The 24801-nt window shown below is 70.9% G+C and carries 27 protein-coding genes; 13 read left to right on the top strand and 14 right to left on the bottom strand.

Annotated features, from left to right (window positions below):
* Both glgB and Q1K33_RS16530 read left to right on the top strand, forming a co-directional pair.
* A partial coding sequence (glgB, locus tag Q1K33_RS16535) for a 1,4-alpha-glucan branching enzyme (RefSeq protein ID WP_300405831.1) occupies window positions 1-1152 on the top strand: 1152 nt, incomplete at its 5' end.
* Window positions 1153-1198: 46 nt separating this feature from the next.
* Window positions 1199-1963: an NUDIX domain-containing protein gene (locus tag Q1K33_RS16530; protein WP_300405830.1), complete on the top strand. Its 765-nt coding sequence runs from the start codon at window positions 1199-1201 to the stop codon at window positions 1961-1963.
* Between the two features lie 47 nt (window positions 1964-2010).
* Here the strand turns inward: Q1K33_RS16530 and Q1K33_RS16525 are convergent, their stop codons facing one another.
* Window positions 2011-2574, bottom strand: a complete 564-nt coding sequence (locus Q1K33_RS16525; RefSeq protein ID WP_300405829.1) for a TetR/AcrR family transcriptional regulator — start codon at window positions 2572-2574, stop codon at window positions 2011-2013.
* A 150-nt stretch (window positions 2575-2724) separates the two neighbouring features.
* Between Q1K33_RS16525 and Q1K33_RS16520 the strand changes: the two genes are divergently transcribed.
* Complete coding sequence (locus Q1K33_RS16520) at window positions 2725-3651, top strand: hypothetical protein (protein WP_300405828.1); 927 nt, start codon at window positions 2725-2727, stop codon at window positions 3649-3651.
* A 58-nt stretch (window positions 3652-3709) separates the two neighbouring features.
* The gene (locus Q1K33_RS16515) at window positions 3710-3976 is read left to right on the top strand and encodes a hypothetical protein (RefSeq protein ID WP_300405827.1); all 267 of its coding nucleotides are present in this window, start codon (window positions 3710-3712) and stop codon (window positions 3974-3976) included.
* Here Q1K33_RS16515 and Q1K33_RS16510 read toward each other — a convergent pair.
* Window positions 3930-4904 (bottom strand): EamA family transporter, encoded by a 975-nt coding sequence (locus tag Q1K33_RS16510; RefSeq protein ID WP_300405826.1) that lies wholly within the window; start codon window positions 4902-4904, stop codon window positions 3930-3932. The genes Q1K33_RS16515 and Q1K33_RS16510 overlap by 47 nt on opposite strands.
* A 72-nt stretch (window positions 4905-4976) precedes the next feature.
* Between Q1K33_RS16510 and Q1K33_RS16505 the strand changes: the two genes are divergently transcribed.
* The gene (locus Q1K33_RS16505) at window positions 4977-5864 is read left to right on the top strand and encodes a LysR family transcriptional regulator (RefSeq protein WP_300405825.1); all 888 of its coding nucleotides are present in this window, start codon (window positions 4977-4979) and stop codon (window positions 5862-5864) included.
* On the opposite strand, the gene Q1K33_RS16500 is transcribed toward Q1K33_RS16505, so the two are convergent.
* Window positions 5854-7224: an MFS transporter gene (locus tag Q1K33_RS16500; protein ID WP_300405824.1), complete on the bottom strand. Its 1371-nt coding sequence runs from the start codon at window positions 7222-7224 to the stop codon at window positions 5854-5856. The genes Q1K33_RS16505 and Q1K33_RS16500 overlap by 11 nt on opposite strands.
* 18 nt (window positions 7225-7242) lie before the next feature.
* Here Q1K33_RS16500 and Q1K33_RS16495 point away from each other — a divergent pair, with 18 nt between their 5' ends.
* Complete coding sequence (locus Q1K33_RS16495; RefSeq protein WP_300405823.1) at window positions 7243-7596, top strand: helix-turn-helix domain-containing protein; 354 nt, start codon at window positions 7243-7245, stop codon at window positions 7594-7596.
* A 27-nt stretch (window positions 7597-7623) separates the two neighbouring features.
* On the opposite strand, the gene Q1K33_RS16490 is transcribed toward Q1K33_RS16495, so the two are convergent.
* The 7 genes from Q1K33_RS16490 to Q1K33_RS16460 all read right to left on the bottom strand — a co-directional run bounded on the left by Q1K33_RS16490 (window position 7624) and on the right by Q1K33_RS16460 (window position 13300).
* Window positions 7624-8352 carry an EI24 domain-containing protein gene (locus Q1K33_RS16490; protein ID WP_300405822.1) on the bottom strand — a complete coding sequence of 243 codons (729 nt, stop codon included), beginning with the start codon at window positions 8350-8352 and terminating at the stop codon, window positions 7624-7626.
* Window positions 8353-8396: 44 nt separating this feature from the next.
* Window positions 8397-9341 (bottom strand): tetratricopeptide repeat protein, encoded by a 945-nt coding sequence (locus tag Q1K33_RS16485; RefSeq protein ID WP_300405821.1) that lies wholly within the window; start codon window positions 9339-9341, stop codon window positions 8397-8399.
* 44 nt (window positions 9342-9385) lie between these two features.
* Entirely contained in the window at window positions 9386-9859 is a 474-nt protein-coding gene (locus Q1K33_RS16480; RefSeq protein ID WP_300405820.1) for a hypothetical protein, read from the bottom strand.
* Window positions 9856-11301, bottom strand: a complete 1446-nt coding sequence (locus Q1K33_RS16475) for a hypothetical protein (RefSeq protein WP_300405819.1) — start codon at window positions 11299-11301, stop codon at window positions 9856-9858. Before Q1K33_RS16475 ends, Q1K33_RS16480 begins: the two co-directional genes overlap by 4 nt.
* Window positions 11298-12260: a hypothetical protein gene (locus Q1K33_RS16470; protein WP_300405818.1), complete on the bottom strand. Its 963-nt coding sequence runs from the start codon at window positions 12258-12260 to the stop codon at window positions 11298-11300. The genes Q1K33_RS16475 and Q1K33_RS16470 overlap by 4 nt, the downstream gene beginning before the upstream one ends.
* Before the next feature lie 11 nt (window positions 12261-12271).
* Window positions 12272-12751: a hypothetical protein gene (locus Q1K33_RS16465; protein WP_300405817.1), complete on the bottom strand. Its 480-nt coding sequence runs from the start codon at window positions 12749-12751 to the stop codon at window positions 12272-12274.
* 63 nt (window positions 12752-12814) lie between these two features.
* The gene (locus Q1K33_RS16460) at window positions 12815-13300 is read right to left on the bottom strand and encodes a MarR family transcriptional regulator (protein ID WP_300405816.1); all 486 of its coding nucleotides are present in this window, start codon (window positions 13298-13300) and stop codon (window positions 12815-12817) included.
* 187 nt (window positions 13301-13487) lie between these two features.
* On the opposite strand from Q1K33_RS16460, the gene Q1K33_RS16455 reads away from it, so the two are divergent.
* Genes Q1K33_RS16455 through Q1K33_RS16445 form a run of 3 tightly spaced genes read left to right on the top strand, consistent with a single transcriptional unit; the run spans window position 13488 to window position 15818 of the window.
* Window positions 13488-14021 (top strand): hypothetical protein, encoded by a 534-nt coding sequence (locus Q1K33_RS16455; RefSeq protein ID WP_300405815.1) that lies wholly within the window; start codon window positions 13488-13490, stop codon window positions 14019-14021.
* A 1-nt stretch (window position 14022) separates the two neighbouring features.
* A complete protein-coding gene (locus Q1K33_RS16450; RefSeq protein WP_300405814.1) occupies window positions 14023-15159 on the top strand; it encodes a hypothetical protein in 1137 nt (378 codons plus the stop codon).
* On the top strand, window positions 15156-15818 hold the full coding sequence (locus tag Q1K33_RS16445; protein WP_300405813.1) for a hypothetical protein: 663 nt from the start codon (window positions 15156-15158) through the stop codon (window positions 15816-15818). Before Q1K33_RS16450 ends, Q1K33_RS16445 begins: the two co-directional genes overlap by 4 nt.
* Window positions 15819-15829: 11 nt before the next feature.
* Here the strand turns inward: Q1K33_RS16445 and Q1K33_RS16440 are convergent, their stop codons facing one another.
* From Q1K33_RS16440 to Q1K33_RS16430, 3 genes are all read right to left on the bottom strand, one after another.
* Window positions 15830-16852, bottom strand: coding sequence for a glycosyltransferase 61 family protein (locus Q1K33_RS16440; protein WP_300405812.1), 1023 nt, complete (start codon window positions 16850-16852; stop codon window positions 15830-15832).
* 98 nt (window positions 16853-16950) lie between these two features.
* Entirely contained in the window at window positions 16951-17934 is a 984-nt protein-coding gene (gene meaB / locus Q1K33_RS16435) for a methylmalonyl Co-A mutase-associated GTPase MeaB (RefSeq protein WP_300405832.1), read from the bottom strand.
* Window positions 17927-19117, bottom strand: coding sequence for an acetyl-CoA C-acetyltransferase (locus Q1K33_RS16430; protein ID WP_300405811.1), 1191 nt, complete (start codon window positions 19115-19117; stop codon window positions 17927-17929). The genes meaB and Q1K33_RS16430 overlap by 8 nt, the downstream gene beginning before the upstream one ends.
* Window positions 19118-19283: 166 nt before the next feature.
* Here Q1K33_RS16430 and mce point away from each other — a divergent pair, with 166 nt between their 5' ends.
* From mce to Q1K33_RS16410, 4 genes are all read left to right on the top strand, one after another.
* Window positions 19284-19727: a methylmalonyl-CoA epimerase gene (gene mce / locus Q1K33_RS16425; RefSeq protein WP_300405810.1), complete on the top strand. Its 444-nt coding sequence runs from the start codon at window positions 19284-19286 to the stop codon at window positions 19725-19727.
* 138 nt (window positions 19728-19865) lie between these two features.
* On the top strand, window positions 19866-21215 hold the full coding sequence (gene ccrA / locus Q1K33_RS16420) for a crotonyl-CoA carboxylase/reductase (protein WP_300405809.1): 1350 nt from the start codon (window positions 19866-19868) through the stop codon (window positions 21213-21215).
* A 133-nt stretch (window positions 21216-21348) separates the two neighbouring features.
* The gene (locus Q1K33_RS16415; RefSeq protein WP_300405808.1) at window positions 21349-22596 is read left to right on the top strand and encodes a hypothetical protein; all 1248 of its coding nucleotides are present in this window, start codon (window positions 21349-21351) and stop codon (window positions 22594-22596) included.
* Window positions 22593-23759 carry an AI-2E family transporter gene (locus Q1K33_RS16410; RefSeq protein ID WP_300405807.1) on the top strand — a complete coding sequence of 389 codons (1167 nt, stop codon included), beginning with the start codon at window positions 22593-22595 and terminating at the stop codon, window positions 23757-23759. The genes Q1K33_RS16415 and Q1K33_RS16410 overlap by 4 nt, the downstream gene beginning before the upstream one ends.
* 18 nt (window positions 23760-23777) lie before the next feature.
* Here Q1K33_RS16410 and Q1K33_RS16405 read toward each other — a convergent pair.
* Window positions 23778-24801 (bottom strand): hypothetical protein (locus Q1K33_RS16405; protein ID WP_300405806.1); only part of this gene is annotated, 1024 nt, incomplete at its 5' end.

Below are 24801 nucleotides of genomic sequence, written 5' to 3'. Positions count from 1 at the left end.
ACCGACGAGTGGGCCCTGGCCCGCTTCGACGGCACCCCCCTCTACGAGGACCCCAACCCACAGCGCGGCTGGCACCAGGAGTGGGGCAGCCACATCTTCAACTTCGGACGCCACGAGGTCCGCAACTTCCTCTACGCCAACGCGCTCTACTGGCTCGAGGAGTTCCACGCCGACGGCCTGCGCGTCGACGGGGTCGCCTCGATGCTCTACCTCGACTACGCCCGCAAGGAGGGCGAGTGGTCGCCCAACAAGCACGGCGGCCGGGAGAACCTCGAGGCCGTGCAGTTCCTGCAGGAGATGAACGCCACCGTCTACCGACGCGTGCCCGGCGTGGTGACGATCGCCGAGGAGTCCACCTCCTGGCCGGCGGTCTCAGGCCCCACGTCGGCCGGCGGGCTCGGCTTCGGCTTCAAGTGGAACATGGGCTGGATGCACGACACCCTCGACTACCTGGCGCGCGAGCCCGTCCACCGGCAGTGGCACCACCACGACCTGACGTTCTCGATCACCTACGCCTGGACCGAGAACTTCGTCCTGCCGCTCTCGCACGACGAGGTCGTGCACGGCAAGGGGTCACTGCTGCGCAAGATGCCCGGCGACCGCTGGCAGCAGCTGGCCTCGCTGCGCGCCTACTACGCCTTCATGTGGGCCCACCCCGGCAAGCAGCTGCTCTTCATGGGCTGCGAGATCGGCCAGGAGTCGGAGTGGGCCGAGTCCCGCGAGCTCGACTGGTGGCTGCTCGAGCACCCCGAGCACCGCGGTCTGCACGGCCTGGTGCGCGACCTCAACGCCGCCTACGTCGCCTCGCCGGCGGCCTGGGCCGAGGACAGGTCTGCAGCCGGCTTCCAGTGGATCGACGCCGACGACGCCGGTCGCAACACCTACTCGTTCCTGCGCCGCAGCGACGGGGAGCCCGACCTGGTGTGCGTGACGAACTTCGCGTCGGTCCCTCATGACTCCTACCGCTTGGGCCTGCCGTCGGCGGGCCTGTGGCAGGAGGTCCTCAACACCGACGCGGCGCCGTACGGCGGCTCGGGTGTCGGCAACCTCGGGTCGGTGCTGGCCGTCGAGGGCGAGCACGGCTCGATGCCGGCGCGCGCCGACATCGTCGTACCCCCGCTCGCCACGGTGTGGCTGCGCAAGGACACCTGATCGGCCTCGCCCCTCCCGCCCTCGGGCGGGTCCGTAGGGTGGTCGCGTGAGCGAGCAGCCGACGACCGTGACGCCGCTGGGCGAGGGCGTTGCCCGGATCGCGTGGGTGAAGGACGAGAACGTCGATGTCGTACGGCGTGAGGTCGCCGCCGCGCTCGTCGACCACCAGCGGGTCGAGGCGCACGTGGCCGTCGACGACGAGACCGGTCAGCGCACCGCGACGTGGTCGGGGATGCGGCGCGAGGGAATCATGCGCGGGGTCGATGGCGACCTGGTCGTCTACGCCCGTCTGGCCAGTGACACCCCGGTGCACGAGCCCGGTGGTTTCCGCGCGTTGCTCAACTCGTTCCTGCCGCGCAAGCGCGCCATCAGCCAGATGCTCATCCGTGACACCACCGAGCCCGAGCCGCGGGTGCTGCTGTGTCAGCTCACCTACAAGCAGGACTGGGACCTGCCCGGCGGCGTGGTCGAGGTCGGCGAGTCGCCTCAGGAGGCGGTCGCCCGCGAGGTCGAGGAGGAGCTCTCGCTCACCCTCCCCACCGGACGCCTGCTCCTCACCGACTGGCTCCCCCCGTGGGGCGGCTGGGACGACGCGCTCTGCCTCGTCTTCGACGGCGGCCCCCACGACCCGTCCATCGTGGAGCGGATCGTCGAGCAGGAGCGCGAGATCCGCTCGGCGGCGTTCCTCACGGCGGCCGAGGTCGCTGATCGCGCCGCCGACTTCACGGCCCGACGCGTCGCGGCCGCGCTGCGCAACGCCTCCCCTGGCGTCGACGGCGCGGGGCCGGCGTACACCGAGTCGGGCCGTTGATCCGCCTCGGCCTCGAGTGCTCCCGACAATGGAGCGATCGAGCCGCGTCAGGTGCGGAGGACTCCGTGCAGGAGGCGGTCGATGAACTGTTCGACCTCGTCCTCGCCGAACTGACGATGTGAGAGCGCCACCTGATAGATGCACATGGCAACCACCTGGTCCATGAGCGCTCGACCGTCGACCTCGGGGCGGACCTCATCTCGCTCCACGGCGCGCGCCCACATGACTTCCATCCGTTCGATGTCGGGCCCCCAGCGGCGCTCCCAGACCTTGGCGGCGAACGCCTCGTCCGTGATCATCTGCGCCATCACCGGGCCGCCCAAGGAGCGATCGACGGCGGACATGGATGCGGCCAGGCGCTGAACCGCGTCGGTCAGCTCGAGACGGAGTGAGCCTCGATCGACGAACCCGTCGTCAGTGATGCGGTCGGTCTGGGCCTCGATCGCCAGCGCGGCTCGGCTTCGCCAGCGTCGGTAGATGGCCGGGCGACTCACGCCCGATCTCTCGGCGACCGCCGTGATGCTGACGCTCGCGACTCCGTCGCGCTCGGCGAGCTCCCGGAACGACGCGAGGATGCGGCGATCCAGATCCGGATCACGAGGGCGGGCCACCGCCCCAGTGTGCAACCTCACCCGACAGAAGGACACGCTTGGGGTCATTTCGTTACGATGTACCGGAACGATGTAACGTAATGTCGCGACGCAGGTCCCTTCGGTGGCCCTACCGGTGGCCCGCGCGTCGCTCCACCACATGGGAGAATCATGATCACCGACACCGACCACCCCGCCCACCGACGCAGGTCCCGGCACAGCTGGGTGTCGCTCGTCGCCGCGGCCATGACGCTCTCCGCGTGCGGCGGTGGGGACGACGCGACTCCCGCGAGCAGCGACCCCGGCGCAGGTGACACGGCGTCCAGCGCGCCACCCACAGCAGGCCCCACAGCGGGCCCCACAGCAGGTCCCACAGCAGGCCCGGTCGCGGAAGCCTCCTACGACCCGGGACCGGCCGCGTTCCGAGCGGTCAACGCGCTGGAACGACCCGTCGACGTGTATGTCCGCTCCACCGGGCTGGTCGAGGCGTTCCCCGTCCTGACCGGCTTGGAGCCGGGAGCAGTCAGCGACTTCGTCGCGCCGCCCGAGGGCGGCAGCTTCGTCGTGACCGAAGCAGGAGCAGGAGACGCGACCTGCGTGACCACCTGCGACCACTTCATCGCCAACCTGACGGCAACCTCCCCCGAGCAGGGACTGACCTACACCGCAGTGCTCCACGACGACCCGTTCTCCGGCCGCTCCAGCGCCTTCGACCTCTGGGAGACACCGGATCCAGGCCAGGACAGCGCGAATGCCATGCCCGCTGCCGATCCCGACGCGACGCTGGCGGTCGTCACCGCGATCGCCGTCACGGAGGCGGACTTCGGGCTCCGACTCGGCGGCGACGACGTCGACGGCTGCGTGTCCCCCGTCGGGGGCGACAACGTGTTGATCGGGGGGAACCAGACCCCGGCGTTCGCACTCGACACGACGAGGTCCTTCACCCTGCACGACCAGCCCGATCAGGACTGCAGTGCAGCGCCGGTGGGCGGTCCCTTCGAGCTCTCCGGCTCCCCCGGCAGTCGCAGTCACGTGATCCTGATGGGATCGCCCGGAGCGCTCGAGGCCATCGTGCTGCCGATGATCGATGGCGACTGAGCCGAGCGTCCCTCACCCAGCATCCAGTGCCCCAACCCTCACCACAGGAGACACACCCATGAAGAAGCACCTCATCACCGCACTCGTCGTCAGCGTCGCTCTCGTCGGCTGCGGCGGCGGCTCCAGCGATCAGGACGAAGTCGCCGACATCGTCATCAAGGCCGCCGAGGATGCCGGCGCCGAGCCGGACTCCGACTGTATCCGCGAGCAAGCCGACAAGTTGTCCGACGACGACGCCGGCGCCATGGTCGACGCGGGTCTCGAGGGCGACCCCGACATCAGCGCCGAAGCGAACGAGATCCTCGCCGAGATGCTGACCTGCTGACCTGACCACCTGCTGCTGTCGCGTCGGCCTCGCACGGTGGGTCGGCGCCCGTAGGCGCCGACCCACCGGTAGTCCTGGCCGGAGGGCGGAGGGCGACCAGGACTCCTGAGATCATCACGAGCCCTCCTCCGGCCTCGGCCACGTTGGGCTGCTGACCGAGCAGCACCCACGCCGACGCCATCGCGACGACGGGTGCGAGCAGGACCCACGGGACGACCGCAGCCGACGGGTTGCGCGAGAGCAGGGTGTTGAAGATCCCGTAGCCGACGAGCGAGGCGAGCCCCGCGGTGTAGAGCGTCGACATGGCCGCCTCCCACCCGAAGGCTGTTGCGCTGTCCACGAGCCCCTGGGGGCCGTCGAGCACGAGGGACAAGCCCACCAGGGGCAGCGGCACCACCAGTGCCGACCACACGGTGAGCGCCAGGCCTCCGGTGGCACCCGACGAGCGCGAGACGACGTTGCCCACGCCCCACGACAGGGCGCCGAGCAAGCACAGGGCCAGTGCGACGAGAGGCACGTCTCCGCCCCGGCCCAGGCCCACGACGACGAGCCCGACGGAGCCGATCAGCACGCCCGCGGCCTGCTGCGCGGTCGGCAGCTCGCGCAGCACCCCGGCGGCGATCACCACCGTGAAGATCACCTGGGCCTGGAGCACGAGGGCAGCCAGGCCGGGCGGCATCCCGGCGTCCATGGCGACGTAGAGGAAGCCGAACTGGCCCAGCGACATGAACGCGCCCACGGCCAGGATCGTGGACCAGGGCAGGTGGGGCCGGGGCACCAGGAACAGGGCGGGCACCAGCACCACGACGAAGCGCACGGCCACGAAGATCAGCGGGTCCACGTCGCGCATCCCCCAGTCGATGGCGACGAAGTTGAGTCCCCAGATCGAGGCGACCAGGGCGGCGAGCAGTGAGTCCCGGCGATCCATGCCGCCATCCTGTCCGCCAACACCGTGAAGCACCAGCGATGCATTCTGCATGCTTCTCGGTAGCATCACTGCATGATTGACCTCGAGGCGTTGAGCTCCCTGCGAGCCGTGGACACGCACGGATCCGTCGTCGCTGCGGCCGCGTCGCTCGGCTTCACGCCCAGCGCGGTCTCCCAGCAGGTCAAGCGCCTGGAACGGCAGACCGGCGTACCCCTGCTCGAGCGGGTCGGCCGCGGCGTCATCCTGACCGGTCACGGTCGCCACCTCGTCGATGCCGGCATCCGGCTGCTGAGCGACCTCGAGCAGGTCGAGGCCGACCTCCACCGGCGCGCCGAGCACGTCGTCGGTCACCTGCGCCTCGCGGCCTTCTCGACCGCGATGCGCGGCCTGGTCGCACCTGTCGTGCGCGACCTCCACGCGCGTCACCCCGACCTGCGGATCTCGCTGGTCGAGCGCGAGCCCTGGGACACCGTCGCGCTGGTCGCCGACGGTCGCCTGGAGGTGGGACTCGTCCACACCTGGGGCGATGTCGCGCTGGACCTGCCCGACCACCTGGTGCGCACCTCGGTGGCCTGCGACGTGGCGGACGTCATCGTCCACGCCGATCACCCGCTCGCTGCGGCAGCGCGCCTCCGTCCGCACGACCTCGTCGACGAGGGCTGGGTCGCCACACCCGACGGCACGATCTGTCGTCAGTGGCTCAGCCGGATGTACGACGGCACCGGTCGCCGTCCGCGGATTGCTCACGAGTCCCTGGAGTACGAGTCCCACCTGGCCCTGGTCCGCGCCGGACTGGGCATCGCCCTCGTGCCCCGGCTGGGGCGCGCCGCCCTCGGGTGCGACCTGGTCGCCGTCCCGGTGCACGACCCGGTGCCCACCCGCGACGTCGTGGCCGTGCACCGCCGGACGATGCGGTCCTCACCGGCCGTGGCCGCGGTCGTCTCGGCACTCAGCCGGTAGCGACGTCCTCCGGTCGGGCCATCCGGGACCCGACGATCGCGATGGCCCCCGCCCCCGCCAGACACAGCACGATCGCCACGCCGAGGGCGATGTTCCACCCGGCGACGAGCGAGTCGCCCGCATGGGTGGCGATCGTGACGAACAACGTGATGCCGATCGCCGCGCCCAGGTAGCGGGCGGTGTTGTTGGCTCCGCTGCCCATGGCCGAACGGTCGGCCGGGACGTTGGCGACCGACTCACGACCGAGCACGGCGTTGAGCACACCGGTCCCGATCCCGGCGACACCCATCATCACCACCAGCCGCCAGACGCCGGATTCCTCGGTGAGCCCCAGCCCCAGGCACTGGCCGAGCGCGACGAGCACCAGCACCAGGGAGATGTCGCGGGGCCCCGCGATCGGGAACGGCAACAGCCGCAGGAGGAGCGAGGTCACCACGCTGACGACCGCCCACACGGCCGGCACCAGGCTGGCCGTCCAGATGCCGTGCCCGAGGCCGACCTGCAGGACCGTCGGGACGAAGGACGCGACGCCGATCATGCTCAGCCCGAGCGTCAGCGAGCCGAGCGTGGCGGCGAGAAACCCGGGACGCAGCAGCAACGAGGGCTCCACGAGCGGCGCCGAGACCCGCTGCTCGACGACGCCGTACGCCGTCAGGCACACCAGGGCGGCCACGAGGAGCCCCACGGTCACCGCCCCGAATCCGTTGCGGACCTCGGTCACCGCCGAGACCAGAAGGGTCATCCCGACGACGAGCAGCACCAGGCCGGGTACGTCGATCGGCCGCGGCTCCTCGGCTCGGGACTCCGGTACGGCGCGCCCCAGCGGCAGCAGAGCGAGGGAGAGCACCGCCGTGACGGCGTACGTCTCGCGCCAACCGGTCCCGATCTCGCCCACGGCGGCCGCGGTCACCGAGCCGAGGGCGATCCCGAGTCCCACGCTGGCCCCCCAGATGGCAGTTGCATGCACTCGCGGTGGCCCGGGGGCGAAGTGCACCGCCAGCAGCGACAGTCCGCACGCCAGGATCGCGGCGCCCCCGACGCCCTGCACCGAGCGGCCGGCGACTACGACCCACGGCGCCCACGCCGTCGCGCACGTGACTGCTCCCGCAGCCAGGAGCAACAACCCCAGGTCGTAGATCCGACGCCGCCCGATGGTGTCACCGATGACGCCGGAGACCAGCAGCGCCGCCGCCAGCCCGACACTCATCGAGCTCAGGATCCAGGCCCTCGAGCCCGCGCCGGCGTCCAGGTCGACCGCGGTGAGGGGCACCGACACGATCGGGGTCACGTAGGTCACCAGCACCAGGGCCGTGCCGAGCGAGACGGCCACCAACGGTGTAGGTTTGGATTCCAAACTCATGAGGGGGACGCTACACCCATGACGACACCCACGACCGTCAGGATCGATCCGACCCGGCTCCCGGGTCGCCCCTGCCCCGCAGCGGCCGCGCTCGAGCTGGTCGGCGAGCGCTGGGCCCTGCTCGTCGTGCGTGAGCTCTCCTTCGGCATCACTCGGTTCGGCGACATCGTCGCGGGCACCGGCGCTCCGCGCGACCGGATCGCCGCCCGGCTGCGCAGCCTGCAGGAAGCCGGCGTGGTCGAGCGCTCGGCCTACCAATCGTCGCCCGTGCGCTGGGACTACCGATTGACCGACTCCGGCCGCGACCTGGTGGCGGTCGTGGACGCCCTCGCCGTGTGGGGTCGCCGACACGCCGTCGTCGAGTCGTCCTGACCGGCAGCTGCCGACCGGCGACTCCGGTCACCCGATCTGTAGCTCCTCGCGAGCCAGGATCGTGGCGCCCGCCACGGCCGCCGGCATCACGAGCACGCCACCCAGCGGCACCAGGAAGCAGACCTGGGTGGCGATCCCGAAGCCGAGCACGGTGGAGCGGTGGGAGGACGCCGCCGCACGCTGTCCGGCGTCGTCCAGTCCACGGGCTCCGAGCGGTCGTCCCAGCAGCTCACGGGCGAGCAAGCGACCCGAGAAGACCACTCCGAGCACGATCCCGGCCACCGGACCGACGACGGGCACCAACCCACTGAGCAGGACGAGGACCGAGAAGCCCAGGCCCACCACGACCAGCCGCAGGGCGTCACGCAGCGAGCGCCAGAAGCCGACCCCGTGATCGGGGACCGGACCACCGAACGAGGCCTCGGTCGCACGCCAGATCCGTTCGTAGAAGGGGTCCCCCAGGGTGAGCGTCAAGCCGACGAAGAGCGCTGAGGACAACATCAGCGCGCCGACGAGCACAGCGAGCGCGAGCAGCACCCGCACCAGCGAGCGCAGAAGACCCGCCCAGTCGTCGGCAAAGGGCGTGGCCCAGGCGGCCACGTCGCCGACGTTGAGCAGGAGCAGGACGAAGCCCGAGCCCAGCACGGCGAAGACGATCAGCGCCGGCAGCATCCCGAGGAGCAGCAGACGAGGACGCGCCCGAACGAACGACCACCCGCGCCGGAGGTAGCCGGCACCGTGGAGGAGGTCACCCACGCGCCACGCCCATCACCCCGATCGGACCGCGAGCCAGGTGCGCGTCAGTAGAGCGCCGAGGCCAGCGACTGCCGGCCCTTGAGCACTCGCTCGTCGTCGTTGCCGACGGCCGCGAAGAGGCCGAGCAGGTGCTCGCGCGCCTTGTCCTTGTCCTTGCCGGCGCTGCGTCGGACCAGCTCGATCAAGCGCCCGAAGGCGTCCTCGACGTCACCGCCGAGCAGGTCGAGGTCGGCGACCAAGGTCTGGGCGTCGACGTCATCGGGACGGTCGGCGGCGTCCGCGCGTGCGGCGTCGAGGTCCACGCCCTGCGTGCGCTGCAGGACCGTTGCCATCGCCAGGCCGGCGGCTGCCTCGGTGTCGGCCGGGTTGGCGGTGACCAGCTTCTGGTACTCGGTGACCGCAGCGTCCAGGTCGTTGCGGGCCAGGGCGTCCTCGGCCGCGGCGTAGCGGGGGTCGCTCTGCGGCTCGGCGTCGTCGTCCTCGACCGGGGCCGCGCCCAACGGCTGGTGCCGCCCGGTCATGCCCTGCGTCGCCAGCTGCTGCATCACCTGGGTCAGTGCCGTGCGCAACTCGTCGATGCCGACCGCATCCTGGAAGAGCGGCGCGGGTCGACCGTCGATGACCGCGACCACCAGCGGGATCGACTCGACCTGCATCGCCTGGGCGATCTGCGGTGCGACGTCGACGTCGACGAGGCCGGCCACGAACTTGCCCTCGAACTCGCCCGACAAGGTTGCGAGGTCGTCGGCCAGACGTCCGCTCTCCGGCATCCGCGAGCGCGAGAACAACACGATCAGCACCGGAGCGGTCATCGACATCTCGATGACGTTCTGGAAGTTCTCCGCGGTGACGTCCACGGCGTACGACGACGGGCCGGCGCCACCGGCACCACCCGGCGCTCCGCCGGCACCGGTGGGCGCCGGCTGGGCAGGTCGCTTCAGGGCTGAGAGGTCGATCGCGCCAGGGCGGTTGAACGGCTGCTGCGTCATGGGTCCGATCCTAGGAGACCGGCCACCACGGCGCGGTGCGGGGATCAGCCTCCGCGCGGACCCCAGGCCTGCGTCAGGTCGGTCTCGTCCTTGAGCACGAACGCGTACTTGGCCGTCTCGTAGTCCGAGCCGGACGCGCCGGGGAGGTAGCAGCGCAGGTTGACCGAGGTGACGGGGCTGACGCTGGACTGCCACAGCAACCGCCCGAGGTCGTCCTCGAGGTCGGCGCAGGCAGTGCCGTCGTCGACCTCCAGGCTGCCGATGACGCTGGCTCCGTTGGTGACCTGCTCCTCTCGGTAGGAGACGTCCAGGGCAGCAACGCCCGGGAGCGACCTGAGCTCGTCCGCCAGGGCAGCCACCTCGTCGGAGCACTCGGACGCACTGCAGTCGGGAAGGCCCTCCCCCGCCTGGGAGGCGTCCCCCGCGTCGCTCTGGCAACCACTCAGCACCACGACCACCACGAGGGCAGGGGCTGCGGCCACGAGGAGCCGAGACGCACGCTTCCTGCTCGTCGTCATGGTTCCCGCACGATCGTGTAGCTCTGGGTGCTGGCCGGGTCGTCGCTGCCGAGGAAGCCGTCCTCGCGCAGGGCGTCCAGCTCGTGGTTGATCGACGGATCGTCGGACGCGTCCACGGCTGCTCCGCCGGCGGCGTAGGTGTCCATCGAGTGATTCTCGCCGATCGAGCCGGTGCGACCGTCGAAGACCACGGTCGTGCGGTTGGGCTCGTCCGGGTTGTCCTCGCCGTCGGTGAGGGGGACCAGGTCCCCGGAGTTCTCCAGGGAGAGCAGCTGCGTGTTCGACGGGACGTGCGGCACCTGGGCAGTGGGTGAGCCGGCGGTGACGACGTGCTGCACGTCGTACCCACCCTGGAAGTCGGGGTCCGCGGCCAGGTGCGCGGCCGCCATCCCTCCCTGGGAGTGGCCGACGAGCATCACCGGCGCCCCTGGCGGGATGCCGGCCGCGGCCATCGCCTCCATGATCCCGCGGGTGTAGGCGGTGTCCTGCCCCGCCACCAGCTGGAGGTTGCCGGTGAGGTCACGGGCGTCCCCGGCGTCGTCGCCCCAGCTGTCGGTGCCGGGGAGGTTGACGATGTAGCGGGCGTCGTCGCCCTCCCCGATCCGTTGGATGTCGATCTCGCCGTCAGCGCCCGTGTTGGTGAGACCGAGGTTGTCCAACAGCTGCTCGAGCGATCCGGGGGCCGACAGGTCGCGCGGGTCCACGGCCCCCGGCGTCACGGAGACATCGGTGTCGCCGAACAGCCCGGCCAGGTCTCCGGCGGCGTCGTTGGTGGTGCCGTGGAAGGACTCGAGGCCGAGCTCGTCGAGCAGTGCCTCGCGCGCGGCCGGCGGTAGGTCGCCCAGCAGGCCGTCGATCAGGCCTCCCCCTCCGTTGATCAGGTGCTGCACGAGGTCCGGATGGTCCTCCAGGAACCCCTCGAGGTTCTCGACGGCCTCGTCGAGCAGCGCATCGCGCGCCGCGGGGTTCGCGGCCAGGTAGGCCGCGAGTGCCGGGTTGCTGAGGATCAGGGCCGTGCCACCCAGGAGCCCGGCCAGTCCGAGCAGCGGGAGGGATGCCCCCAGCAGGTAGCCGGCACCGTAGTCGAGCACCTCCATCGCCTGGCGCGAGAGGTCGTCGCTGGCTCGGAGCAAGCTCACCGAGACCTGCATGCTCAGCGCGTCGGCCTCCATCCCAACGGCGCGGAACGCCAGCCCGTGGGGCCCGATGGTCGCTGCGATCACCGCCCCCTCGGCGTCGGCGAAGCTTCCCGGCGAGAGGATCGAGGACTCGAGCAGGTCGCCGTTGATCGCCAGGCCCTTGTCCTCCCAGGCGTCGTGGCGCAGGCGGTCCCCGGCATCGTCGAAGAGCGAGGCAAGGTGCTCGATGTCGGTGTAGTTCGCCTCGATCCCGTCGGCGCCGCCGGTGACCGACACGATCGGCGGACCGGAGGGGCCGGTCATCGCAGGACCTGCGCCAGCACCGGCGAGACCGCGCGAGCCAGGTCACGCGGCGTGACGACGGCGATCTCGACGACCGGCACGCCGTCGCGGGTCACCGGTGTGAGCGAACGCCACCCGTCGCCCACGCGCAGCCAGCTGACCACCCCCGCCGTCCGGCGTACGGCGTCCGGTTGCGCTGCGGAGACGAGGACTCTCAGGCGGCCGCAGGACGCCTGCTCGAGCGAGGTCACCAGCGGGGCGACCTCGTCGGCCGGGACCTCCTCACCGGCGAGGTAGGTCGCGGTCGGCGCGATCCTGACCAGCTCAGCGAGCAGGTCCTCCCGGCCGCGACGCACGGCCTCGGTGCCGTCGCTGAAGAGCTCGAAGGGCAGCGCGAGCGGACTCGCCGGCCCACCGGCCCCGGCGGAATCGTCCTCCACCGTCGCGGCGCGCGCCAGGGCGCCGGGCAGGTGCGCGACGTCGTACCAGGCGAGCTCGAAGGTGAGGCCGGAAGCCGTCGAGAGCTGGACCACCTGGGAGCCGACCACGGCGAACCACGAGCGCAGGCGGTCCTCCCCCGCCCGGCGGGTGACAGCGAGGTCGAGCACCAGCAGCGCCTCCGGTCCGGCGAGCACCCCGAACGCGGCGACGACGTCGTGCACGGGGGTCCCGCCGCCGTCCACGAGTCCCAGCTCGGACAGTCGGAGGCCGATCTCCTGCGGTCGTTCGCGGGCGCTGGCCCGGGCTGCGGCCAGGCGGTTGCGAGCACGCTGGCCCGCGGAGGGGGCTCCGCCCGACAGCCGCTCCTCCAGCCGGTCCTCCTGGTCAGAGGAGTCCCGGCCGGTGTCGGCACCAGTGAGGTCGAACGGAAGCTCGACGCCCCCCAGCCGATCGGACAGCACCGTGAGCTCGGCGAGGCTCAGCCGCACGACCACCGGGAGCGGGTCGGGTCGGGTCTCGGTGGCGGTCGAGAGCTCCACGCGAGGCGCCATCAGACCCGCACCCCCAGGTCGTCGGGCACGTCGAGCCACGCCTTGTCGCCCGGCGGCGGTGGGGCGTAGGAGGCGAGCCGCTGGTCGTCGGGCGACGGCTCGTCGCCACCCCCGAAGACGCTCTTGACTCCCCCGACCACCCCGTCGACAACGTCTCCCGCGAAGTCCTTGAGCCGGTCCACCGCTCCCGAGATCAAGCCGCGCACCTTGTCCTCGATGAGCGAGATCAGGTGCTTGAGCTCCTCGACCTCCTTCGCGTGCTGGCGCAGCTTGGCGGCGGCCTCCTCGTAGGCGGCCGCCGTGGCGTCCAGGCCGGCGCGTCGCTCGGCGACCCTCGCCTTCATCCGGTCTCCCGACAGCGAGACCCAGCCGCTGGCGTCTGCAGCCGCCACCAGGGCACGACCGTGGGCGCGCAGGTCGACCGCGCGCTCGTCCATCCGATCGGCCTGGCGCCTGATCACCTGCGTGTCTCCGTACATGGTGGCCTCCTCGCTCGGCGGAGTCCTACCCAGGCTCGCGGAGGTTCACTCCGAGTGAGTCGATCAGAAGTCGCCGGCCACGCTGCGGATCGGCCGGAGCAGCTCGGAGAGGCTGGCCCGCTCGGGCTCACCCAGCGCGTCGAGCCCGAAGTCGGCGGCCACGAGGTCCGAGGTCGCCCGCTCGACGAGCTCACGGCCGGCCGGGGTGATCTCGGCCAGCACGAGCCGCTTGTCGTCGGGGTGCTGGCGTCGTACGACGAGGTCCTGGGCGACCAGACGCTGCACGATCGAGGTGACCGACGTGGGATGCACCTGGAGCCGTTCGCCCATCTTGCCGAGCGGCAGCGAGCCGCGCGACGAGAACGTCAGCAGGACGAGCGCCTCGTAGCGGGCGAAGCTCAGGTCGTGCGGCTTGAGGATCGTGTCCAGGCGACCGATGACCAGCTGCTGGACGCGCATCAGCGACGTCGCAGCGTGCATCGCCGGAACACCACCCCACCGCTCGCCCCACTGGCGAGCGGCTTCGTCGATCGGGTCGAACGGCAGCATCGGGTCATCTTGTCGCGTCTGGCGGCCCAGGTGTGGGCCATCACCACTGGCGAGACGTCCGTGTCGCGCCCATGCGTCGCGCAGTCGCTTGTCCACAGGCGTGCTCCAGGCCGGTTGCCGGCGCGACGACGTACGTCGATCATCGTGGCGACGGCACTCGGGCCGTCCCTCTCGGGAGGAGCACACGATGACCACCACCACGACGTCGCAGCGCCACCACGACCGCGACCTCGGCTCGGGCACCCGCTTCGGAGCCGACGTCTACGAGCTCCACGAGGCCGGACACGTCGCCTTCCCCGACCTCGCGGAGCTCTACTCGCACGCAGCCACCGAGCTCCACCACGTCCACGGCCTGCTCAGCGGCATCGCCTCGCGCCTCGGCCGATCCGGAGGGTGGGCCGTGGCGGCACAGGCCGAGCAGGCCTACGACGCCGCACGCGTGACCGCTCACCGGCTGCACCGCACAGGCGAGGCGCTCGTGGAGCTCGCCGACGACTTCCGCCGCACCGACGAGGGGGCCGGCGACGCGTTCCGACGCCTGGCGCGCGAGCACCGGCACCTGCTCGCCTCTGCTGCGCGGTGGTCTCCCCCACCGGCTCCCGGCGACCCGATCGGTTGTCGGTCCGGCGACATCCTCGATGACGCGACCATGGACGAGCGCCTGGCCGAGGCCGGCATCGCGCCCGTGGTGCCCGGCGGCCCGCGGCAGGACGGTGGCTGAGATGCGCGACACGTTCTGCGCCACGCAGCTGCGCCACGACCTCGACGAGCTCTACGACCTGCTGGCCGAGCTTCTCGAGATCGACATCGTCCTCGACGGTCTCGAGGCGCACGGGTGCCTGACCCCCTCGCCGGGCTTCGTGCAGGGCGCCCGGCCGATGACCGTGGGTCGCACCGAGCCGTTCGAGGTGCACTACTACGACACCACCGGCCAACCCCTCGGGTCGGCGCCGGACGCCTACCCCACCCAGCGCCTGGGGTTGCCGGCCCCGCACCCCGGCCTGGGGCCGATCGACATGGGGTTCCTCTCCGAGGCGGGTGTCGAGGCACAGGCCTTCCGGGAAGCAGCGCGGTCGACCCTGGACCAGCTCGTCGATCCGCTGCTGACCGTCCGGTCGAGCGAGCTCCGCTCGGTGGCGGGGCTCCTGGTGGAGCTCTACCTGACGCTCGACGTGTCCTTCCAGGACGACTTCGCCGGGCTGCGCAACGAAGGAGCCGACTGGGAGGGCGACGCGGCGGACGCGTTCTTCGACGGCTTCTACGAGCCGTTGGTGCAGATCCGCGCCAACCACCTGTGGGCCATCGACTACCTGACCAGCCTCACCGCTCACCTCAAGGCCGTGAACGACCTCGGTCAGCAGAGCCTGACCAACCTCGTCGGGTGTGCGATCGAGGTGACGCGTGACCAGCTGCACCAACGCCACCAGAGCAACCGCGGCCCCTCGGCGGCCAGCACCCTCGCGCTGCTGACGGCGGTGACGGGTGTCGTCGGCGCGGTGATCTTCCCTGTCGCAGGCGCTGCTGCGGCCACACTCGGCACGATCTCCTACGTGCTGGGCTACGCCGCCTCGCAGGTGCCTGCCGATGTCGGCGAGGCGGCGACGATCACCGCAGGCTCGGCGCGAGAGGTCCACACTCGACTGCTGCAGCACGTCCATGCCGTGGTCGGCACCGTTCACCATGGGTACGACGAGTCCCACGACCACGCGCGCTCGATGCGCGAGACCATCGCGTCCCTGGAGGTCGGGGCAGGGACCGGGGCGGCGAGTCCGTCTCGGGTCGGCTTGTGGCTTCCGCGACAGCCCGACCTCGCCCCGGGGCCCGGCTTCTTTCACGAGACCAGTGGGCGTGGACTGTGAGGGACCGTCGTGGCGCGGTAGGCCTCGTCGCGCTCGTCGCGCTCGTCGCCGCCGCGTGCTCTCGACCCGAGGTGGCGGCACCGCCCGTGCTGCCGTGGACGTTGCACGAGACCGTCTGCGAGCGGGTGCCGATGCACGCACTGGTGCAGGGAGCCGGGTGGCGCCTGGACGCCTCCGCCGTCAAGGACTCCTACCACGAGTCCGAGCTGGGCGCTCGGGCCGTTTGCTGGGCGCGCGGTGAGCTCGACTACCAGGCGCGTACCACTCCGATCGACGGCGGGCAGCTCATCGTCGACCTCTACGCGGCCAACGGGGCGGAAGGGCTCGCCCGCGTTGCCGAGCTGTATGCACTGCAGGGGCCTCATGCGGAGGTCTTCCCCATGCTCGGCCGACCCGTCCGCACGAACGAGGAGGCCATCGAGGGCTGGTGGACCGACGGCTCCCTGAAGGTCTACTCCCAGGTGGGCATCCCCGGGGACCCCGCCGCGGTGCGCGCCGTCGCCCGCGCTCAGGTGACCGACGACAACGTCACGGTCGTCGTGACCACCATGGCCTACGTGCGCGGCAACTCGCCGCGCAGCATCGACCGTCTGGAGCAGCTGACTCTCGACACGGCCGCGGCGACGCAGCGCGCCCTCGACGTTCGCGACGGTGGCTGACGCGGTCGCCGTCAGTGCGACGGGTCGAGACGGCTCAGCGTCTCGGAGATGCTCGACGCCGAGGCACCCGCGGAGACGAAGAGGCGCCGATGCTCACACAGAGCGTCGATGACCAGCTGGGTGCGCTGCGGCCGGTCGGCGTTGCGGCTGTCGCCCACCTCGATCACCTTGGCCCCGTCCGGGGCGAAGGCCGACATGTGCAACGCCGAACCGGAGCAACCAGCCAGGACCTGCGCGTTGGCAAACAGCCGGAACTGCTCGTCGATCGGCAGCTCCTCGGGCGAGACGACGGCGAAGCCGGCATCGGAGAACACCCGATCCAGCTCTCGGTCGCGCTCGGGGCTCGTCCTGCGTGCCTTGGTCCCGGTCACCTCCCCGGACGCGTCGCGCGCGGCGTTGAACCGGGTGCGCGAGAGGAAGACGCGCCGCGGGGCCGAGGGGTCGACGAACTGGCTGCCGAGTCGCATCCACACGTCACGTGCCTGAGGGTGTGCCCAGCCGCCCGGAACGACCGGGCGTCCCGGGATCACGAGGTTCTCGACCTTGATCACTCCCGAGCCCGTCCCGACGACGTCGACCGGCAGCCCACCCATCCCGACGAGGTCGAGGGCGCGCTGCATCCACGGCTCCACCGAGGCAGGCATCCGGTGGTACTTGTGGAACACGAGTCCGTCGAGGCCCGCCGGGTCGGGCCACAGGGTGGGCAGCGTCTCGATGAGGAAGTGCCCGAAGTGCTGCATCCAGTGTCCGCCGTAGAGCCAGCGTCCGCGCAGGGTTCGTTTGACGCTGCCCCGGTTGGCCAGCTTGGCCGGATCGGCCGCCACCCAGGGGTAGTCGGACACCACGGCCTTCTGCGACTCGACCACCAGCTCGCGCTTCGCGTCGTACACCGCACCCTTGATGTAGCGGTTGGGACGCCCGTAGATCCGCAGCGGACCGCGCTCGACCTTCGTCAGCAGGGCCCCGGCGACCTCCGCCAACGTGGGCGCGTCCTGGGGCTCCAACGGGAAGTCCGCGAGATGCCACGTGTCCACCCGAGGGAGGTTACACACCCGCCGCGGGTGGGCGTCGTCCAGCAGTCCCCCCGTCTCGGGTGACCGAGGACAGACGTGTCCTGGCGCACCTCCGTCGATCAGCCGCTGACGACCCCGAGCAGCCGGTCCGCCGCCGCGTACGGGTCGCTGCTGCCGTCGACGACCGCAGCCGCAAGGTGGTCGAGCTCGTCATGCTCGCCCACGACCGCCCACCTCCGACGCAACGCCGCCACTGCGATGGCCTCGATCTCGGCGCGTGCCCGGCGCGTGCGGCGACGCGCCAGCTGCCCGGAGGACTCCAGCCACGCCCGGTGCTCGTCCAGGGCGGAGACGACCTCTGGGACACCCTCACCCACCTGCGCCACGGTCTTGAGGATCGGCTGTTGCCACCCGCCGTCGCGCCGGTCACCGAGGCTGAGCATCCCGCGGAGGTCGCGAGCGACCTGGTCGGCACCCTCGCGGTCTGCCTTGTTGACGACGTACACGTCGCCGATCTCGAGGATGCCGGCCTTGGCGGCCTGGATCCCGTCGCCCATGCCGGGCGCGAGCAGGACGACGGTGGTGTCGGCGAGCCCGGCGACCTCCACCTCGCTCTGCCCGACTCCTACAGTCTCGACCAGGACGACGTCGAAGCCGGCCGCGTCGAGCACCCGCATCGCCTGCGGGGTCGACCACGACAGGCCGCCCAGATGGCCGCGCGCGGCCATGGAGCGGATGTAGACGCCGTCGTCAGTGGCGTGGTCACCCATCCGGACCCGGTCGCCGAGGAGCGCGCCGCCGGAGAACGGGGACGACGGGTCGATCGCCAGGACGCCCACCCGGCGACCCTCCTGGCGCAAGGCACGGATGAGCGCATCGGTCGACGTCGACTTGCCGACGCCGGGAGATCCGGTCAACCCGATGACGTGGGCATGGCCGGTGTGCGGCGCCAGAGCAGCCGTCACCTCGCGCAGCAGCGGCGACTCGTCCTCCACGAGCGAGATCAGGCGCGCGACCGCCCGTGCCTCACCGGCACGGGCGGACGCGACGAGCTCGGGGACCGACGTCGCACCGCGACGCCGGGACCCGGACTGCTCAGGCAGAGGGAACCTTCACGATCAGGGCGTCACCCTGGCCACCGCCGCCGCACAGGGCAGCAGCGCCCGTGCCGCCGCCGCGACGCTTGAGCTCGAGAGCGAGGTGCAGCACGACCCGCGCACCGGACATGCCGACCGGGTGGCCGAGCGCGATGGCCCCGCCGTTGACGTTGACCTTCGACTCATCGAGACCCAGTGAACGGGCCGACTCGATGCCGACTGCCGCGAACGCCTCGTTGAACTCGACCAGGTCGAGGTCCTTGGGGTCGATGCCCTCCTTGGCGCACGCCTTGGCGGTGGCGTTGGCCGGCTGCATCTGCAGCGTCGAGTCGGGGCCGGCGACCATGCCGTGGGCGCCGATCTCGGCCAGCCACTCCAGGCCGAGCTCCTCCGCCTTGGCCTTGCTCATCACGACCACGGCGCAGGCGCCGTCGGAGATCTGCGAGGAGGAGGCCGCGGTGATGGTGCCGTCCTTCGAGAAGGCCGGGCGCAGGCCGGAGAGGGACTCGGCAGTGGTGTCGCCGCGCACGCCCTCGTCCTGGCTGACGACGACCGGGTCGCCCTTGCGCTGCGGGATCGAGACCGGGACGACCTCGTCGTCGAAGACGCCGTTCTTCCAGCCGGCCGCGGCCTTCTGGTGCGAGGCGGCAGCGAACTCGTCCTGCTCCTCGCGGCTGAGCTTGGTGCCGGCAGCGTTGCACTGCTCGGTCAGGGCACCCATCGCCTGCTGGGTCGCCTGGTCGAAGAGCGCGTCGTAGGCCATCGAGTCGACCAACGTGGTGTCGCCGTACTTGAAGCCCTCACGGGACTTGGGCAACAGGTGCGGGGCCTGGGTCATCGACTCCATGCCGCCGGCCACGATGATCTCGGCCTCGCCGGCGCGGATCATCTGGTCGGCGGTGGCGATGGCGTTCAGGCCGGACAGGCACACCTTGTTGATGGTGATCGAGGGCAGCGACAGCGGCAGCCCGGCGGCGATGCCCGCCGTACGTGCGGGATTCTGTCCGGCGCCCGCGAGGATGACCTGGCCCATGATCAGGTACTCGACCTGGTCGCCGGTGACCCCGGCCTTCTCGAGCGCACCCTTGATGGCGACGCCACCCAGGTCCGCGGCCGAGAGACCCTTGAAGCCGCCGAGCAGGCGACCGATGGGGGTACGGGCCCCGGCGACGATGACGGTTCCGGACATGCTGCCTCCACTGAAAGTTCGGGTGAGTTCGACCGAGACTACCCACGAGTCACCTGGGCGGCGAGGGTGTCCGTCGAGCACCCACTGAGGCACATGTCACAACCGTCCCGGATCCTCGTGGTGAGACAGCTTGTCCCGCGGTCACAGCGGAGTGGACGATGTCGCCATGAGCGACCTGCAGATTCCTGAGCACCTGTTCACCGCGATCGATCACGTCGGGATGGCCGTGCCCGATCTCGACGAGGCGATCGCCTTCTACCGCGACACCTTCGGCATGACGGTGGCGCACCAGGAGGTCAACGAGGAGCAGGGTGTGCGCGAGGCGATGATGGCGGTGGGTGACTCGACGTCGTGCGTGCAGCTGCTCGCGCCGATCGACGAGACCTCCACCATTGCCAAGTACATCGACCGCAACGGCCCCGGCTGCCAGCAGGTGGCCTACCGGGTCACCGACGTCGAGCAGGTCTCGGCCATCCTGCGCGAGCGCGGGCTGCGGATGCTGTACGACGCCCCCAAGCGCGGCACCAGCGACTCCCGGATCAACTTCGTGCACCCCAAGGATGCCGGCGGGATCCTCGTCGAGCTCGTCGAGCCCGCCGCGGCGCACTGACGACGTCCCCGAGACGCCTGGGGTGCCTGACAGACACTGAGACGTCCGGCACACTCGGCCCCAGCCGCGGTTACCCACCGGTATCTTTCGGCGCGATCCATCACCACTCTGCTCGCCACTCGCTAGGAGACATGACTCGTGCAGCACATCCTTGACGCCATCCAGGCCGGCCAGGCCGGCGACGCCACGACCGAGGACTTCGCGAACCTCGCCCTGCCCGAGTCCTACCGTGCGGTGACGGTCCACAAGGACGAGGCCGGGATGTTCGAGGGCGTCGCGTCGCGTGACAAGGACCCCCGCAAGTCGCTGCACGTCGAGGACGTCGCGCTGCCCGAGCTCGGCCCCGGCGAGGCCTACGTGGCCGTGATGGCCTCGGCGATCAACTACAACACCGTGTGGACCTCGATCTTCGAGCCCGTCTCCACCTTCGGGTTCCTCGAGCGCTACGGCCGCCTCTCCGAGCTCACCAAGCGCCATGACCTGCCCTACCACGTCGTCGGCTCCGACCTGTCCGGCGTCGTGCTGGCGACCGGTCCCGGGGTCACCAAGTGGAAGCCCGGCATCGAGGTCGTGGCCCACTGCCTCTCGGTCGAGCTCGAGGACCCCGCCGGCCACGACGACACGATGATGGACCCGCAGCAGCGGATCTGGGGCTTCGAGACCAACTTCGGCGGCCTGGCCCACATCGCGCTGGTCAAGTCCAACCAGCTGCTGCCCAAGCCCGACCACCTGACCTGGGAGGAGGCCGCCTCACCAGGCCTGGTCAACGCCACCGCCTACCGCCAGCTGGTCTCGAAGAACGCCGGCCAGATGAAGCAGGGCGACAACGTCCTGATCTGGGGCGCCTCCGGCGGCCTGGGCGGCTTCGCGACGCAGTACGCCCTCAACGGCGGCGCCAACCCGATCTGCGTGGTCTCCAACGAGGAGAAGGCCAAGATCGTGCGCTCGATGGGCGCGGAGATGGTGATCAACCGCTCGGAGGAGGACTGGAAGTTCTGGAACGAGGACAACACCGAGCAGAACCCCAAGGAGTGGCAGCGCCTCGGCAAGAGGATCCGTGAGCTCACCGGCGGCGAGGACATCGACATCGTCTTCGAGCACCCGGGCCGCGAGACCTTCGGCGCCTCGGTCTACGTGACCCGCAAGGGCGGCACGATCACCACCTGCGCCTCGACCACCGGCTTCATGCACGAGTACGACAACCGCTACCTGTGGATGAACCTCAAGCGCATCGTCTCCTCCCACTTCGCCAACTACCGCGAGGCGTTCGAGGCCAACCGTCTCATCGCCCAGGGGAAGATCCACCCGACCCTGTCGCGCACCTACACCCTCGACCAGGTGGGCCAGGCCGCACTCGACGTGCACCACAACAAGCACCAGGGCAAGGTCGGCGTCCTGTGCCTGGCCCCCGAGGAAGGTCTCGGGGTCCGCAACCACGAGCTCCGCGCCCAGCACGAAGCCGCCATCAACCGCTTCCGCGGCGTCTGAACCAGCGCACCCGCGCGACCGGTCCCACTCCGGGGAGATCCACAGCGAGATTTCATCCACCCGGGGTGGGATCGGTTGGTGTCATCGGGGATCATTGCGAACGCCACCCCCCGACCGATACGAGGACCACTTCATGAGTGACCAGGGCCTGTCCATCTTCGACGAGGAGCCCGACGAGTCCCCCACCTCAGGAGGCGAGAAGAAGTCGTCGTCGCCTGACACCGAGTCCACCCAGGTGATCCCTGCGGTCGACAAGCAGCCGGCAGCACAGAGCTTCACGCCAGGCCGGCCGAGCCAGTCCCGTCCCGTGCTGCCCCCGCCGGGACAGGGCCAGCGACCCGCCGGAGGGTCTCCCGCTGCTCGACCGGGCGCCCCCGCCCCCGCCGGTACCGACTCGTTCCCCGTCGTCCGTCGCAACGGCTACGACCGGGCGACGGTCGATGCCCGGATCCACCAGCTGAGCAGCGAGAAGGCCGGGCTCAGCGCCAGCCTGACCGACTCCGAGACGCGCGTCCTCGAGCTGGAGGAGCGCCTCGAGCAGGCCAAGCAGGACCTCGCGGAGATGAAGTCGCCGTCGTACGCCGGCCTCGGCGGTCGCGCCAGCACCATGCTGCGCCTGGCCGAGGAGGAGGCCGACGAGATCCGCGAGGTCGCCCAGCGTGACGCCTCCGAGATCCGCGCCCAGGCCGAGCGCGACGGCCGCGCCATCCGCTCGGACGCCGCCCGTGAGATCGAGGACATGAAGGTCGTCCAGCTCCGCGAGCTGGACGAGACCCGGTCTCGGATGGTTGCCGATGCCGAGCAGGAGCGGGCCCTGGCCCAGGGTGAGGCCACCGACCTGGTTGCCGCAGCCAAGCGCGAGGCCGACCAGATCCGACTCGCCGCCCAGCAGGAGAGCTCCGAGATGCGCACCGGCGCCCAGCGTGAGGTCGAGCAGGCCCGCGCCGCGGCCGACCGCGAGGTGCAGGAGGCCCGCCGTACCCTCGCCGTGGAGAAGGAGCGCCTGGCCCGCGAGGCCACCGACCACCACAACACCGCCGTCGCGGAGACCAAGCGTCTGGTCGAGGAGGCCGAGCAGCGCGCCGCCGCCGCCGAGGACCGCGCCACCGCCGCCACCCAGCAGGCCAACGCCAACCGCAGTGCGGCCACGACCGAGTCCGAGGCCCTGCTGAACCGTGCGCGCCGCGAGGCCGAGCAGATCGTAGCTGCGGCCAACCACAAGGCCGAGCAGATCACGACCGCCGGCGACGACGCGGCCCAGCGCGAGATCGCGGCCACCAAGGCCGACCTCGACCGCCTGGTCAAGCGGCGCGACGCCATCACGGCCCAGCTGGCCTCGCTGCGCGACGTGGTCGCCGGGTTCGCCGAGGACGAGAGTTGAGCCACGACCCGGATGCCGTCGAGGCGGACCGGGTCACGTCTGCCGAGGAGCAGCAGGAACGCGCGGAGCACCACGACCACGAGTCCGTCGGCATCTTCACGCCGGCCGACGACCTCGGCGAGCCGGGTGCGCCGTTCTCGCGACGCAACCCGTTCTACATCGGCTTCGTCGGCGCCCTCGGTGCCCTGCTCGCCTGGTTCCTCTTCCAGGCCGTCGTCGGCATCGGCTCCGTGCTGCTCCTCGTCGTGGTCGCACTGTTCCTCGCCGCGGGGCTCAACCCGGCGGTCGAGTTCTTCGAGCGGCGCGGCCTGAGACGTTCCTGGTCGGTCGGCGTGGTGATCGTGGCGGCGCTGGGCGCCGTCGCGCTCTTCGTGGTCGCGATCGTGCCGGTGATCACCGACCAGGTCGCCTCGCTGACCGCCAACGTGCCCGGTTGGCTCGACCAGCTCCAGGAGAACCAGAAGGTCAGGGACCTCAACGACGAGTACGGCATCATCAAGAAGATCGAGGACTACGTCGCCGACGGGGACTTCATCAGCGGTCTCTTCGGTGGCGCCCTCGGCCTGGGGCTCCAGGTCCTGTCGGTCCTTTTCAACGCCTTCATCGTCATCGTCCTGACGCTCTACTTCCTCGCCTCCCTCGAGATCACCAAGGGCGCCTTCTACGACCTGGCCCCGGCCTCGCGTCGCGAGCGGGTCACCAAGCTCGGCGACCGCGTGATCCGCAACATCGGCGGCTACGTCTCCGGTGCCTTCATCGTGGCCTCGGCCGCCGGGGTCTCCTCGCTGGTCTTCCTCTTCGCCGTCGGCCTCGGCGAGTACGCCGTCGCGTTGGCCTTCGTGGTCGCCCTGCTCGACGTCATCCCGATGATCGGCGCCACGATCGGTGCGGTGATCGTGACCGCGATCGCGTTCGCCACCGACATCCAGACCGGCGTCATCTGCATCATCTTCTACGTCGTCTACCAGCAGGTCGAGAACTACGTGATCTACCCACGCGTGATGAAGCGCTCGGTCGACGTGCCCGGCGCGGTCACCGTGATCGCCGCCCTCATCGGCGCAGCCCTGCTCGGGGTAGTCGGCGCCCTCCTCGCGATCCCGACGGCCGCCGCGATCCTGCTGATCCTGCGCGAGGTCGTGGTCAAGCGTCAGGACCAGCGCTGACGCGACTCGAGCACCGGCTCAGCCCTGGACGCCGATGAAGTACTCGTAGGCCCACTGGTCGAAGGGGCCGGTCAGGATGTGCCGCAGTGCCCCGTCGGACGCCCAGGGCCTCACGCTCGCCTCGGTGACCCGATGAGTGGTCACCTCCTGGTCGAACGCGCCGCGGTCGATGACCCCGCAACCGCCGAACACGAACACGGCGCTGCGGTTGAGAAGGACCTCCGGTGGTCCGAAGTCGTCGCGGTACCGCGCGGCCACCGTGACGACCTCGTCGTTGCCACAGTCGAGGTCACCCTCGATGGGTGCAGCGTCCGCCACCGCGACGAAGGTCGTCTCGGCCTCGCCTCCGGTGAGCTTGGCCGCGTAGACGAGCTCGAGGTTCGCGGGGCCGCCGCGACGATAGGCGCACACCTCGGCGTCGACGAAGGCACCGAGCCCCTCGACCGTGTTCTCGTACGTCGGTCCGGGCGTGCCCACGAGAACTGCCGGACACAGGTCCTGCGTCGCTGCCGAGCCCAGGATCGCGTTGCGTTGTCGCGCCTCCTGCGTCGCCACCGTCACGGTGGTCCCGTCGACGGCCACGGTCTCCTGGATCCAGCCCTCACCAAGGTCGACGGATCCGATCGCCACGTCGGCGCCCAGCCAGACGTACGGCGCCGTCGGCACCGCATCGAAGACCGCTGGGCCGCAGGCGTCGGTCGCGGGGATCGGACGACCGACGTACGGCTCGCCGATGGGGGTCACTCCGCACAGCACCGGACTGCTCCCCCATCCCCAGTCGGCCGGCACGTCGACCTGCACGCCCCGGTAGTACTCGGTGCGGGTGTTCCCCCCAGGCTCGGGCGCGGGGGTCGCGCTCACCGACGGACTCGGAGACGTCGACCCGTCGCTCACCTGCGGCGCCGGCTCGTCGTCCCGGGCCACCTGGGCGCCGACGACGGCCGCCGCCGCGACGGAGGCGGCCGCGAGACCGGCCACCCAGGTCCGTGTCCGGCGGCCCGAGCGCGCGGCCTCCCGGGCCCGGGCCACCAGGGGCCCCGGC

Origin of the sequence: Nocardioides sp., assembly GCF_029937575.1 — a bacterium.
In the GTDB taxonomy this organism is placed as follows: domain Bacteria; phylum Actinomycetota; class Actinomycetes; order Propionibacteriales; family Nocardioidaceae; genus Nocardioides.
Note: the sequence above shows the minus strand (reverse complement) of the source record. Positions and strands in the feature narration are given on the sequence as shown.

What these genes read in the sequence shown, in the direction of transcription:
- Q1K33_RS16520 (WP_300405828.1), top strand. Translation starts at nt 2,725, where the DNA reads ATGATCACCGACACCGACCACCCCGCCCACCGACGCAGGTCCCGGCAC.
- Q1K33_RS16515 (WP_300405827.1), top strand. Translation starts at nt 3,710, where the DNA reads ATGAAGAAGCACCTCATCACCGCACTCGTCGTCAGCGTCGCTCTCGTC.
- Q1K33_RS16510 (WP_300405826.1), bottom strand. Translation starts at nt 4,904, where the DNA reads ATGGATCGCCGGGACTCACTGCTCGCCGCCCTGGTCGCCTCGATCTGG.
- Q1K33_RS16505 (WP_300405825.1), top strand. Translation starts at nt 4,977, where the DNA reads ATGATTGACCTCGAGGCGTTGAGCTCCCTGCGAGCCGTGGACACGCAC.
- Q1K33_RS16500 (WP_300405824.1), bottom strand. Translation starts at nt 7,224, where the DNA reads ATGAGTTTGGAATCCAAACCTACACCGTTGGTGGCCGTCTCGCTCGGC.
- Q1K33_RS16495 (WP_300405823.1), top strand. Translation starts at nt 7,243, where the DNA reads ATGACGACACCCACGACCGTCAGGATCGATCCGACCCGGCTCCCGGGT.
- Q1K33_RS16485 (WP_300405821.1), bottom strand. Translation starts at nt 9,341, where the DNA reads ATGACGCAGCAGCCGTTCAACCGCCCTGGCGCGATCGACCTCTCAGCC.
- Q1K33_RS16480 (WP_300405820.1), bottom strand. Translation starts at nt 9,859, where the DNA reads ATGACGACGAGCAGGAAGCGTGCGTCTCGGCTCCTCGTGGCCGCAGCC.
- Q1K33_RS16475 (WP_300405819.1), bottom strand. Translation starts at nt 11,301, where the DNA reads ATGACCGGCCCCTCCGGTCCGCCGATCGTGTCGGTCACCGGCGGCGCC.
- Q1K33_RS16465 (WP_300405817.1), bottom strand. Translation starts at nt 12,751, where the DNA reads ATGTACGGAGACACGCAGGTGATCAGGCGCCAGGCCGATCGGATGGAC.
- Q1K33_RS16460 (WP_300405816.1), bottom strand. Translation starts at nt 13,300, where the DNA reads ATGCTGCCGTTCGACCCGATCGACGAAGCCGCTCGCCAGTGGGGCGAG.
- Q1K33_RS16455 (WP_300405815.1), top strand. Translation starts at nt 13,488, where the DNA reads ATGACCACCACCACGACGTCGCAGCGCCACCACGACCGCGACCTCGGC.
- Q1K33_RS16450 (WP_300405814.1), top strand. Translation starts at nt 14,023, where the DNA reads ATGCGCGACACGTTCTGCGCCACGCAGCTGCGCCACGACCTCGACGAG.
- Q1K33_RS16430 (WP_300405811.1), bottom strand. Translation starts at nt 19,117, where the DNA reads ATGTCCGGAACCGTCATCGTCGCCGGGGCCCGTACCCCCATCGGTCGC.
- mce (WP_300405810.1), top strand. Translation starts at nt 19,284, where the DNA reads ATGAGCGACCTGCAGATTCCTGAGCACCTGTTCACCGCGATCGATCAC.
- Q1K33_RS16415 (WP_300405808.1), top strand. Translation starts at nt 21,349, where the DNA reads ATGAGTGACCAGGGCCTGTCCATCTTCGACGAGGAGCCCGACGAGTCC.